We start from the raw sequence: 11,655 nt of genomic DNA, 5'->3' as shown, positions 1-11,655 counted from the left end.
ATACGGCATTCAATCTGGATGAGCCATGTGCTTTTCATCACGATATGATGAAATTGCCGCTTAGTAATGCGGCGGCTTTTCGTTCACCGGCCCTTGCCCGGCGTCGCGCAGAACGCGGACATGCTCGGCCAGCTTGGCCACCATGGCCTCCAGCTGGTCGATACGGCGTCCCTGCTCGTAGATGGTCTGGTTCAGCGACTCGACCAGGTTTTCCTGGTGGGCCAGCTTGATCTCGATATCGATGAAACGGTCTTCGTCGCTCACGGCGCTTCCTTAAATGAAAAGAGCCGCATTATGCCAGCGGCTCTTGAATGGGGCCGGCGCATTCCGCGCCGGCTTCTCTGATGCAGCGTTCAGGTGTGAACGGCTGGCACGTAATCCACGCCATGCTCCAGCTGGCCCACCACCTTCGCGATATTTTCCTGACTTTGGCTGAAGTCGACCAGCAGCCGGGCCCGCATCCCCAGCTTGTTCTCGGGGGCCGCATTGATCAGCGCCTCCATCCAGAAGTCGAAACCTTGGGCATCCGGGTCACGGCCGAGCACGTTATGGTAGAGCTGGGTGACGAACTCGGTATCGGTCGGATTGGCGCCGTACATTTTGTAGAATTCCGCCTGGCCGGTGCCGTCGCCGCCTACCATGAATTCGCGCGACACCGTCCAGATGTCGGCGCCGTGGTCCATGCGATCGAGCCAGTAGCCCATGCCGATATTGTCCGACGGGCGCCCGAAGGTCGCCGAATACAAACGAAAGAGCTGTGCGGCGCTTTCATCGATCGCGACAGAAACGTCGTCGAACTGGACACGCTCGACGTTGATCAGGGAATCGTGGCCGCTGCTGCCGACCTTGTCGAAGATATCGAAGCCCCAGTCCGCCTGCTGGATGGTAAAACCGGCACGCGAACCGCCATAAACCGCAGTATCGATACCCGCACCGCCATCGACAGCATTATTGCCCACGCCAGGCTTGAGCACGTCGTTGCCGGCAGTACCCGTGATATTCGCCGAGCTGTTAATCGTCCAGTTCGCGCTGGTCGGCGCATTCGTGCCGTTCTCGCCATAATCGATCGAGGTAACACGGATCGTGTAGCTGCCGTTCGGCAGCGGCGACGTCTCGAGATGCCAGGTACCATCGGCGCCAACCGTAGTATGGGCGATCTGCTGCAGGCCATTGCTGCGCACCAGTGCGATCGTCGTGCCTGCTTCCCCGGTACCATTCAGGGTGACCTGATTACTGTCGGGTGCAGGGCTGTAATTGGCGTTATACGTTGGGGTGGTTGGCTGAACACTGTCCAGCCCGAAGCTGACCGTGCCGGATCTCATCAGGACATTGCCTGCCGCATCGGTTTCGGTCGCATAAATCTTTTGGATACCGTCCGGCAGCCAATCGAGCGTCACCGAATACATCCCGTATTTGTTGAGCGTGGCGGTGCCCAGCAAGTGATCGTCGGCCGCAGAATAAATCTTTACGATCGTACCCAGATCCGCCTTGCCGCTGACCTCCAACGGTTTGGTTTTCGGATAATAGCCATATTGATTCGTAAATACTGTCAGGGTCAGCCCAGCCTGCGACGCCACATCCGCACTCCTGACGCTCATGTCCGCAAACTTCAGGATCTCGATCGAATGCAAAGTATCGCTGCCGTCGATGCCGTCCTTGCTCGTCACCGTCAGGTCGCCATTCGGCAGTTCTGCGAAAGCGTAGTTGCTGCGAACGCCGCGGAACACGGCGGTGTCGATTCCATTTCCTCCATCAATCATGTCATTGCCTCCATCGCCTTCAAGCGTGTCATTGGCGTCGGTACCTGTCAGGGTATCCGGGCCATTCGTACCCGTGATATACCGGGCTCCGGTTGTCGAATTGATGCCTAGTGCGCCGCCGAGACCATCCATGCCGTAAAGCCATTTCAGGGCTGCGACGTCGTATTGCTGGTATGCCGTATAGGGTCCACCAACGTTGGTGTACGACATCAGGGTATTGCTGGTGTTGTCCTGCGCCGCCGGCAGGACGATCGGATTGGGGTTATCGCTGTTCGGATCCCAGAACGAATGCTTCAGGCCGAGCGCATGTCCCATCTCATGCAACAGGGTCTGATACCCTCTTCCGCCAGGCGTCAGGTTGCTGTTGGCCGCGCCGAACTGGACATTGTCGAGATAGACATAGGCATCCGCGTCGTAGCTGACCAGCCTGTTGGTGCCGGGTTCGTACTGGTACGTGCTTTGCCAGCTGCACAGGCCGGTGACATTGCTGGTGATGATGTCCGCATTGCAGAGGTGGATCTGCGCAGCGTCGCCATTGCCGGTTTCAACGAAATGAATGCCGGTCAGCGAATTCAGATAGCCGCCATCCTTCAACAACTCCCGTACCGCGGCTTGCTGGGCGGCTGAAAACGCCTGCTGGTTTCCGTAAAAAATACTCTGCGTACTGGAAGCGCTCTCATTCCCTGAGTTCACGGAGAATGTGAAATAGAGAACATTGCTTTGCCCGGAAGCAGTCGTGAAATAATTCCAGTCAGGCCCCGTATCGAGCAAGGCGTCGATATGGTTCAGTCCAGAAGTGGGAATAACGGTGATGTCAGATACGGTTGCCATTGTTTAACGTCAATGTTGATTGTGACAAAGTCACTCTGCAGGAAAGTATTTCCTGCTCAACTGTTGAAGTCAAATGAGAATTTCAATCGTGCGCACCCCTTACCATCTCAACAAGGCTTATTCGCAACGAATGATTTTGAACATTTGCCGTCGTTAAACTGACGTCAACGTCCGGCAAATGTTTCTAGCTGGCAGTCTTTGGCGTCGCCAGCAAGGCCTTGAGGTTGGCCAGGCGCGCCTTGGGGCTCAGTACTTCATCTTCTTTGGGCGGCGCATCGCCGACTTCGAGCGCCATCTCCTTGATGAAGCGGGACGGGTCGCAATGCATCAGCTCGCCCGCGCGCTTGCGCTTCTTGCACCAGGTAACGTGCAGGGTGCGCTGGGCGCGCGTGATGCCGACGTACATCAGGCGCCGCTCTTCCTGGATGCGCGCGGCGATGCGCTCGACGGGGTCGTCCGGATCGCCCTTGTGCGGCAGGATACCCTCCTCGACGCCGACCAGGTAGACGTGCGGATACTCCAGGCCCTTGGAAGCGTGCAGGGTCGACATGCGCACCGCGTCCTGCTCCTCGTCCTGGCCTTCGAGCATGGACATCAGGGCCACCATCTGGGTCAGCTCGAGCAGGTTCTTCTCTTCGCCGTCGCGCTCGCGCCCGCCGCGTCCGCGCTCCTTCAGCCAGTTGGTGAACTCGAGCACGTTCTGCCATCTGGCCTGGGCCGCCTTGTCGTCGAAGTTCTCGTACAGGTAGTGCTCGTAGTTGATCTCTTTCATCATGTCATCGAGCAGCTCGGCGGCGTGATCGCCGCTGCCGGACGGGCCGGGACGGGTGGCGCGGTCTTCCAGCTCGTTGATCCAGTGGCAGAACTCGCGCAGCGGGATCAGCTGGCGGTCCTGCAGCCGGGCTTCGAGGCCGCCCTTGAAGGCGGCCTCGAACAGCGAGCAGTTCCACTGCTTCGAGACTTCGCCCAGCACCTCGATGGTGGTCATGCCGACCCCGCGTTTCGGGGTCGTGATGGCGCGGATGAAGGCCGGGTCGTCGTTCTGGTTGGCGATCAGGCGCAGGTAGGCGATCACGTCCTTGATCTCGGCCTTGTCGAAGAAGCTCTGGCCGCCCGAGATCGTGTACGGGATGCGTTCCTTGCGCAGCGACTGCTCGATGATGCGGGCCTGGTGGTTGCCGCGGTACAGGATCGCGTAGTCCGTCCATTTGTTCTTGCGCTGGAAGCGCTCGGACGAGATCATGATCGCCACCTGGTCGGCCTCGGTCTCCTCGTTCGGCATGCCCAGCACCTTGATCGGCTCGCCCAGGCCGTGTTCCGACCACAGCGCCTTCTCGAACAGCTTCGGATTGTTGCCGATGACCGCGTTGGCGGCCTGCAGGATGCGGGTGGTCGATCGGTAGTTCTGCTCGAGCTTGATGACCCGCAGGTCCGGGAAGTCGGTCTGCAGGGTTTTCAGGTTTTCGACCGAGGCGCCGCGCCAGGCGTAGATCGCCTGGTCGTCGTCGCCCACCGCCGTGAACATCGGCTTCTTGCCGAGGCCCGTCACCAGCAGTTTCACCAGCTCGTACTGGCAGGTGTTGGTGTCCTGGTACTCGTCCATCAGCAGGTAGCGCAGGCGGCGCTGCCAGCGGTCGCGGATCGGCTCGTTATTCCGGAACAGTTCCACCGGCAGGCGGATCAGGTCGTCGAAGTCGACCGCTTGGTAGGCCTGCAGGGTCGCCACATAACTGCGGTAGATGCGCCCGGCCTGGGCTTCGTCTTCGTCGCGCGCGTCGCGGATCGCGTCCTCGGGGTCGACCAGGCCGTTCTTCCACAGCGAGATCGCGTTCTGGATGCGGCGGATCTCCTGCTTGTCGGTGGTGACGGCCAGGTCGGAGACGACGGTATAGCAGTCGTCGCTGTCCATGATGGAAAACTTGTCCTTCAGGCCGACGCCGGCCGCCTCCTGGCGCAGGATCTTGACGCCCAGCGAGTGGAAGGTCGAGACGGTCAGCTGCTTGGCCTGCTTGGGCTGCTTGAGCAGCTTGCCGATCCGCTCCTGCATCTCGAGCGCCGCCTTGTTGGTGAAGGTGAGCGCGGCAATCGTGCGCGGATCGTAGCCGCGATGCTCGATCATGTAGGCGATCTTCTGGGTGATCACGCGCGTCTTGCCGGAGCCGGCGCCAGCCAGCACCAGGCAAGGGCCGTCGAGATAGAGCACGGCTTCGCTCTGCGGACCGTTGAGGCCGAAATTCGGTGTCGACATGGGATAATTCTTGCAGGACTGCCAGTGGGTGAGCTCATCATTTTAACGAAGCTCGGCCATGCACGCCGAAAACATTTCAGGAAAAGTGCATGAGGTTGTGGCTTGTCAGCACGCTATCCGCCACCATATAGCGCTTTTACCGCTGTCCATGCGAGAGACAAGAACATGAAATTTGAACACCTGATCGAGATTAACGACCCGCTCAACCCCCTCGCGGACACCATGACCCGCGAACAACTGTGGCGCGGCCTGGTGCTGCGCGCCGAAGACCCGAAGATGTTCATGCCCCACCTGGACGAGTGCACGATCGGCGAGCGCCAGAGCGGCAGCTTCGCGCGCCGCCTGCGCTACGGCCAGCTGGTGATCGACGACGTCGTGCACCTGAGCCCGCTGCAGGAAGTGCGCTACGAAGTCCCGGCCCAGGGAGAAATCCCCGCCTCGCGCATGACCATGACGATCGAAGCGCCGAGCGAAGGCGTGATGTGGGTGCGCTTCCTGTACGACGACGGCAATGTGTCGGCGACCGACGAGATGGGCAAGATGTACGAGGACTTCAAGAAATCGGCCTACCAGGAGGCCGATATCGATACCATCAAGATCGTGCGGCAGCTGGCTTCCGAGGGTAAGCTGGATACCAGCTACCTCAATTAATCAACTTCACGCGTGGGCACGCCGTGCCCACGTGTTACGTGCCCGGCTCGACCTCGTCCGGATCGATGTCGCTGCCCCCCTTCACGATATTCGCCGCCAGGTCGCGCAGCGCGGTGCGCACGCCTTCTTCCACCACCGGGTGATAGAAGGGCATCTCCAGCATCTGCTCGACCGTCAGGCGCGACTGCACGGCCCAGGCCAGCAGGTGGCCGATGTGCTCGCCGCGCGGGGCGATCATCTCGGCGCCCAGGAAGCGCCCGGTGCCGTATTCTCCGTACACCCGCAGCATCCCCTTATTCTGCAGAATGACGCGGCTGCGGCCCTGGTTCTCGAAGGACACCTGGCCGATCGCGAACTTCGGCTTGCCCGGCGCGCACAACTGCTTGTAGCTGGCGCCCAGGCTGACGATGTTCGGTTCCGTGAAAGCGATCGTCAGCGGCGCGCGGCGCAGGCCTGGACGGATGTCCGGGTAGCGGCCGGCATTGTCGCCGGCGATCTTGCCGTGGTCGGCCGCTTCCGGCAGCACCGGACGCTCGTTGTTGGCGTCGCCGGCAATGAAGACATGGCTGTTCCCGCACTGCATGGTGCGGCTGTCGAACAGCGGCACGCCGTTGGCGCCCAGTTCCAGGCCCAGGTGCTCGATGCCGATCCCGGCCACGTTGGGCGTGCGCCCGGCCGCCTGCAGCACGTACTGGAAGCGCATCGGGCGTTCCTCGCCGTTCTGGCGGATGGTCAAGGCGACCTCATCGTGGTCCTGCACGGCGCTGACGATCTCGGACTGGAAGTGCAGGTCGATCTCTTCGGCCAGCGCGCGCCCGGCATTGCGCAGCACCACCGGGTCGGTCAGCTGGGCCACGCTGCCGCCGCGCGCGAACACGCTCACGCGCACGCCCAAGCGGCTGAGCGCCTGGCCCAGCTCCAGCCCGATCACACCGGTGCCGATCACGGCCACCGAACGCGGCAGGTCCTGCCAGTAAAACACGTCATCGCTGGTAATCAGGCCGGGGCCGACGTTTTCCAGCTTCGGCAGCCTGGTCGGGGTCGAGCCGGTGGCGATCACGATGCGCGCGGCCTCGACTTCCGTATGGTCGTCCACCACCAGGGTATGTGGACCGGTGAAGCGCGCATAGCCGCGCAGCTTGTCCTGGTCCGGGATATTGTCCACGCCTTCCAGCACGAAGCCGACGAAGCGGTCGCGCTCGCGCCGCACGCGCTCCATCACCGCCACGCCGTCGACACGCTTTTCGCCGGCGTGCACGCCGAAGCCGGGCGCGGCATCGATGAAGTGCGCGGCCTCGGCGGCGGCGATCAGGAGCTTGCTGGGCATGCAGCCCACGCGCGCGCAGGTGGTGCCGTAGGGCCCGCCCTCGATCATGACGGCGCGCGCGCCCTGGGCTTTCGCGGAACGGTAGGCCACCAGGCCCGCGGTGCCGGCGCCGACGATGGCGACATCGACCTTCATTTTCTGCATAGTCATCTCCGGTAGTTCGCGGACATGACGATACGCTATTTTCGCGAAACGCTCAGGGCATCACTCGAGTTGGAAGATGTAGCGGACATAGAACACCGCTTCCGCCGGAATGCCGCCGGGCCTGGGATAGCGGCGCAGGGCCCGGTCGGCGACGGCGCCGAGCGCTTTCTCGAAGCCGCCGGTCACTATCGAAGTCTCGCGGTCGCGCAGCATGTCGCCATTGAAAATCCCGAGCAGCCGGTACTCCTGGGTGTCGCCTTTCTTCAGCTCGATCTTCGGCACCGAGGGCAGGAAGCGCAGCGTCACCTGCCCGCCAACGCCGTAGGCCTGCGCCGGCGCCGGGTACCTGATCTCGGCCGACAGCATCGACATCACCCCGACCACGTAATTGCACATGGCGAGCTGCCATTGCGGCCAGGTCTGCAGCTCGGCGACGAAGCGGTCCATGTTGTCGCTGGCCGCCGGGCTGACCGCGCATGGCGCCAGGACCTGCTGGCCCGGCGATGCCTGGATGCGCCCCTTGCCGGACCACCAGATCGCGGCCGCGACGTCGGCGCCGTTCTCCGGCGCGGCATAGCCGGCCGCCATGCGGTCGGCCGCTTCCTTCATGCCGCTCTGGTAAGCCTGGGAGTAGAACAGCACCGCGCGGTTCCAGTCGCGTTTCACGCACACGGCATGTTCGTACATGGTACCCGCCAGCAGGGAGACTTCGGCATGACCCCGCTTCAGCCCGGCCTTCAGTTCATCGACCGCGCCGGCACAATCCCTGGCTTCGATCCGGCTGGTGACGGCGGCCGCCGATTCCTGGCCAGGCGTGGCGGCGCCCGCGCAGGTGCAGAGCGGCAGTGCGAGAACGCCTGCGAACAGGCGTAGGAGCAAGGCGAGGCGGCACGGCATGTCCAGGTTCTCCGGCAAGCGTCAGATATCCAGCGGGTCGACCTCCAGCGACCAGCGCACCCGCGACTTCATCGCGCGCAGGGCATCGACCCAGACTTTGAGGAAGGCCTGCAGCGCCGGACGCGAATTCGATTCGACCAGCAGCTGGGCACGGTCCACATTATGCACCCGGGTCATGGTCATCGGAATCGGATCGTTGAGCACCACGGCGTCGCTGGGCAGCGCGTCGCGCGCCTGCTCCAGGAAGGCGATCGCGGTGGCCAGTTCCGGCGCCTCCGCGCGCAGCAGGGCCTGGTACATGAAGGGCGGCAGCGCGGCCTGGTGGCGCTCTTCCAGCAGGGAGCCGGCGAAGCGGTCGTAGTCGTGCCGCATCACCGCGCCGTACAGCGGGTGCTGGCAGTAGCGCGACTGGATCAGTACCTCGGATTCGAGACCGGCGCGGCCGGCTCGTCCCGCCACCTGCATCAGCTGGGCGAACAGGCGCTCGCTGGCGCGGTAGTCCTGCGAGAACAGGGCCGTATCGGGATTGAGCACGCCCACCAGGGTCAGGTTCTTGAAGTCGTGGCCCTTGGCGACCATCTGGGTGCCGATCAGGATATCGACCTCGCCGCGGTGCACGGTATCGAACGCGGCCTGGGCGCTGCCCTTGCGGCGCGTGGAGTCGGCGTCGATGCGCAGCACGCGCGCCTCCGGGAACAGCGACTGCAGGCCTTCCTCGATGCGCTGGGTGCCGCGCCCCAGCGGCTGCAGGTCGATGTTGCCGCAGGTCGGGCAGGAATGCGGGATGCGCAGCTCCAGCGAGCAGTGGTGGCAGCGCAGCCGGTGCTCGGGCCGGTGCAGGACCATGAAGGCGGTGCAGCGGGTGCAGTTGCTGATCCAGCCGCAGGCGTCGCAGCTCAACACCGGCGCATAGCCGCGCCGGTTCAGGAACAGCAGCGACTGTTCGCCGCGCGCCATGCGGTCGCGCAGGGCCGCGATCAGGTGCGAGGTCAGGCCTTCCTTCGGCTTGTCCTTCTCCATGTCGACCAGTTTCACGCGCGGCAGCACGGCGTCCTTCACGGCGCGCTCGCGCAGCTCCAGCTTGCGGTAGCGGCCCGTCTGCGCGTGGTGCCAGCTCTCCAGCGAGGGCGTGGCCGATCCGAGCACGATGGGAATCTGGAGCTGGTGGGCGCGCCACACGGCCAGGTCGCGCGCCGAATAGCGCAGGCCTTCCTGCTGCTTGTACGAGGGGTCGTGCTCCTCGTCGATGACGATCAGCTTCAGGTGCGGCAGCGAAGCCAGGATCGCCAGCCGCGTGCCCAGCACGATGCGCGCGCGGCCCTGGTGGGCGGCCAGCCAGTGCAGCATGCGTTCGCCCTCGGACAGGCTGCTGTGCAGGGTGGCCAGCATTACGCCCGGGAAGCGCGCGCGGATGTTCGCCTCCAGCTGCGGCGTCAGGTTGATCTCGGGGACCAGGACCAGGATCTGGGCCTCGCTTTCCCTGGCGAGCACCTGGGCGCAGGCCCGCAGGTAGACCTCGGTCTTGCCGCTGCCGGTCACGCCGTACAGCAGCAGCGGATTGAAGCCCCGGGCCTGGCCGATGGCGTCGGCGGCCTGCTGCTGGGCCGGATTCAACACCGGCATCGCGGCCGGCGCCGGGTCGTGGGCATCCTCGGCCTTGGCGAGCTTCTTGAGCGCGCGGTCCAGTGCCACCGTGCTGCCCAGGCGCAAATTCTTCGGCAGGCCGGGCATCGCCACCTCGCCGAGCGGGCGGTGGTAATAGTCGGCGGCGAAACGCGCCAGCGCCAGCCATTGCGGCGACAGCGGCGGCAGCTGGCTGCGCACCGCCAGCGCGTCCTTGAGCTTGTCCGGCGGGACGTCGGTCTCGTGCTTGACGGCGACGATCACGCCCACCGCTTCGCGCCGGCCAAAGTTCACCAGCGCCAGCTGCCCGACCTGCGGCTCGCTGCCGGGATCACATTCCCAGCGATAGTCGAACACGCTGTCGAGCGGGGTGTCGAGCGCGATTTGTAAGATGCAGTAGGCCAAGCCGGACCTTATCCTTAATACTGTGGGGGAACTGTGGAAAACTTTGTGGAAAATGGAAAACTTGACCGGGACAAAGGTTTACGTTAGCTCAAAGCACTTAGCAATTCCTCAAGTTCACAAAAAAATTTCTCTTTTAAATTCAGTCACTTGCCTGTGCAACCTTCTTGGCGCCGAAATCCGGCATCGCTCGGGCGCTTCTGTGCATAACTGGGCATTTCCGGTGAAGAACTCAAGCGCAGTGCAGCAAAAACTTGATACAACACTTGAAGAAATCGCGTAAACCCCGGTAAACCAAGGACTTTTCAACATTATTCACAGAAGCTGTGCATAACTTTGTGAACAATGCGCTGTCAACTTGGGCAACTGCCTTCCGGACCGCCGATACGCCACGCTGGCGCACTCGCCAGCCCCGGCATAAATCACAATGGAATCAATGACTTATCAGGATACATCCAGTACTGTACATTTCCACAGCCAAGGACGCGAGAGTTCAAGAATTTGTGAATAAGTGTGATTATGATGCGCCGCAGGCAGCGGCGCAGCCATAGGGCTTTGTCAGCGCTCAGGCCTGGCGCTGGCGGCGGCTGAAGCTGTGAACTGCCTCGACCATCGCCGTCACCGACTCCGGCGGCGTGAACTGCGAAATGCCGTGGCCGAGGTTGAACACGTGGCCATGGCCGTTCGACGGCGTGCCGTAGCTGCCCAGCGCCTTCTCGACTTCCGCCCGCACCTGCTCCGGGCCGGCCATCAGCACGGCCGGGTCCAGGTTGCCCTGCAGGGCCACGCGGTCGCCGACCAGGGCGCGCGCGCGGCCCAGGTTCACGGTCCAGTCCAGGCCGAGCGCATCGGCGCCGATGTCCGCCATCTCGTCCAGCCACAGGCCACCGCCCTTGGTGAAGACGATCGCCGGAATCCGGACGCCATCCTTCTCGCGCTGCAGGCCTGCCACGATGCGGCGCATGTAGTCCAGCGAGAAGGCCTGGTAGGCGCCGTCGGCCAGCGCGCCGCCCCAGGAGTCGAAGATCATCACGGCCTGGGCGCCGGCGTCGATCTGGGCGTTCAGGTACTGCGTGACGGCTTGCGCGGTCACGTCCAGGATGCGGTGCATCAGGTCCGGACGCGCGTACAGCATCTTCTTGATCGTATGGAATTCGCGCGAGCCGCCGCCTTCGACCATGTAGCAGGCCAGGGTCCAGGGGCTGCCGGAAAAGCCGATCAGCGGCACGCGGCCGTTCAGGGCGGTGCGGATCTGGGTCACGGCATCGAACACGTATTGCAGCGATGCCATATCTGGCACCTGCAATCGGGCGACGTCTTCCTCGGTGCGCACGGTGCGTTCGAATTTCGGGCCTTCGCCGTCCTCGAAGTACAGGCCCAGGCCCATCGCGTCCGGCACCGTCAGGATGTCCGAGAACAGGATCGAGGCATCCAGCGGATAGCGGTCGATCGGCTGCAGGGTCACTTCGGTGGCGAAATCCGGATTCTTGGCCAGGCCCAGGAAGGAGCCGGCGCGCGCGCGGGTGGCGCGGTATTCCGGCAGGTAGCGCCCCGCCTGGCGCATCAGCCATACCGGGGTGTAGTCGGTCGGCTGGCGCAGCAGCGCACGCAGGAAGGTGTCGTTCTGAAGCGGGGCGAATTGTGGCATGGCTGGCAACCTGAAGTAAGGCGCCCGGCGCGCGGGCAAACTTCTATTATCGCATTCCCTGACCCATCCGTACCCATCCTTCGTGACAGGCCGGTGCGCACTTATAATGGACGCCTACCTTTGC

General features: G+C 63.3%; 9 protein-coding genes. 2 read left to right on the top strand and 7 right to left on the bottom strand.

Annotation, left to right across the window (positions count from 1 at the left end; all coding sequences use genetic code 11):
• Nucleotides 1–60: 60 nt before the first annotated feature.
• From AC1DIX_RS18270 to AC1DIX_RS18260, 3 genes are all read right to left on the bottom strand, one after another.
• Nucleotides 61–264 carry a SlyX family protein gene (locus AC1DIX_RS18270; protein WP_441935283.1) on the bottom strand — a complete coding sequence of 68 codons (204 nt, stop codon included), beginning with the start codon at nt 262–264 and terminating at the stop codon, nt 61–63.
• A gap of 89 nt (nt 265–353) precedes the next feature.
• On the bottom strand, nt 354–2,591 hold the full coding sequence (locus AC1DIX_RS18265) for a DUF4214 domain-containing protein (RefSeq protein ID WP_477326269.1): 2,238 nt from the start codon (nt 2,589–2,591) through the stop codon (nt 354–356).
• 184 nt (nt 2,592–2,775) lie between these two features.
• Complete coding sequence (locus tag AC1DIX_RS18260) at nt 2,776–4,839, bottom strand: UvrD-helicase domain-containing protein (RefSeq protein ID WP_441935281.1); 2,064 nt, start codon at nt 4,837–4,839, stop codon at nt 2,776–2,778.
• A gap of 165 nt (nt 4,840–5,004) precedes the next feature.
• On the opposite strand from AC1DIX_RS18260, the gene AC1DIX_RS18255 reads away from it, so the two are divergent.
• Nucleotides 5,005–5,490, top strand: a complete 486-nt coding sequence (locus tag AC1DIX_RS18255) for an SRPBCC family protein (protein ID WP_441935280.1) — start codon at nt 5,005–5,007, stop codon at nt 5,488–5,490.
• Between the two features lie 34 nt (nt 5,491–5,524).
• Here the strand turns inward: AC1DIX_RS18255 and AC1DIX_RS18250 are convergent, their stop codons facing one another.
• Genes AC1DIX_RS18250 through AC1DIX_RS18240 form a run of 3 tightly spaced genes read right to left on the bottom strand, consistent with a single transcriptional unit; the run spans nt 5,525 to nt 9,886 of the window.
• Nucleotides 5,525–6,961 carry a dihydrolipoyl dehydrogenase gene (locus AC1DIX_RS18250; RefSeq protein WP_477326267.1) on the bottom strand — a complete coding sequence of 479 codons (1,437 nt, stop codon included), beginning with the start codon at nt 6,959–6,961 and terminating at the stop codon, nt 5,525–5,527.
• 60 nt (nt 6,962–7,021) lie between these two features.
• Nucleotides 7,022–7,858 carry an SEL1-like repeat protein gene (locus tag AC1DIX_RS18245; RefSeq protein ID WP_477326265.1) on the bottom strand — a complete coding sequence of 279 codons (837 nt, stop codon included), beginning with the start codon at nt 7,856–7,858 and terminating at the stop codon, nt 7,022–7,024.
• Between the two features lie 21 nt (nt 7,859–7,879).
• Nucleotides 7,880–9,886, bottom strand: a complete 2,007-nt coding sequence (locus AC1DIX_RS18240) for a primosomal protein N' (protein ID WP_477326263.1) — start codon at nt 9,884–9,886, stop codon at nt 7,880–7,882.
• 52 nt (nt 9,887–9,938) lie between these two features.
• Here AC1DIX_RS18240 and AC1DIX_RS18235 point away from each other — a divergent pair, with 52 nt between their 5' ends.
• The gene (locus AC1DIX_RS18235) at nt 9,939–10,166 is read left to right on the top strand and encodes a hypothetical protein (RefSeq protein ID WP_477326261.1); all 228 of its coding nucleotides are present in this window, start codon (nt 9,939–9,941) and stop codon (nt 10,164–10,166) included.
• 282 nt (nt 10,167–10,448) lie between these two features.
• On the opposite strand, the gene hemE is transcribed toward AC1DIX_RS18235, so the two are convergent.
• Nucleotides 10,449–11,531, bottom strand: a complete 1,083-nt coding sequence (hemE, locus tag AC1DIX_RS18230; protein ID WP_477252211.1) for a uroporphyrinogen decarboxylase — start codon at nt 11,529–11,531, stop codon at nt 10,449–10,451.
• Between the last annotated feature and the right edge of the window lie 124 nt (nt 11,532–11,655).

It is taken from the genome of Massilia sp. 05N420, assembly GCF_056397205.1.
This window is presented reverse-complemented; position numbering and strand designations above follow the sequence as displayed.

What these genes read in the sequence shown, in the direction of transcription:
- AC1DIX_RS18265 (WP_477326269.1), bottom strand. Translation starts at nt 2,591, where the DNA reads ATGGCAACCGTATCTGACATCACCGTTATTCCCACTTCTGGACTGAAC.
- AC1DIX_RS18260 (WP_441935281.1), bottom strand. Translation starts at nt 4,839, where the DNA reads ATGTCGACACCGAATTTCGGCCTCAACGGTCCGCAGAGCGAAGCCGTG.
- AC1DIX_RS18255 (WP_441935280.1), top strand. Translation starts at nt 5,005, where the DNA reads ATGAAATTTGAACACCTGATCGAGATTAACGACCCGCTCAACCCCCTC.
- AC1DIX_RS18250 (WP_477326267.1), bottom strand. Translation starts at nt 6,961, where the DNA reads ATGCAGAAAATGAAGGTCGATGTCGCCATCGTCGGCGCCGGCACCGCG.
- AC1DIX_RS18245 (WP_477326265.1), bottom strand. Translation starts at nt 7,858, where the DNA reads ATGCCGTGCCGCCTCGCCTTGCTCCTACGCCTGTTCGCAGGCGTTCTC.
- AC1DIX_RS18235 (WP_477326261.1), top strand. Translation starts at nt 9,939, where the DNA reads ATGGAAAACTTGACCGGGACAAAGGTTTACGTTAGCTCAAAGCACTTA.
- hemE (WP_477252211.1), bottom strand. Translation starts at nt 11,531, where the DNA reads ATGCCACAATTCGCCCCGCTTCAGAACGACACCTTCCTGCGTGCGCTG.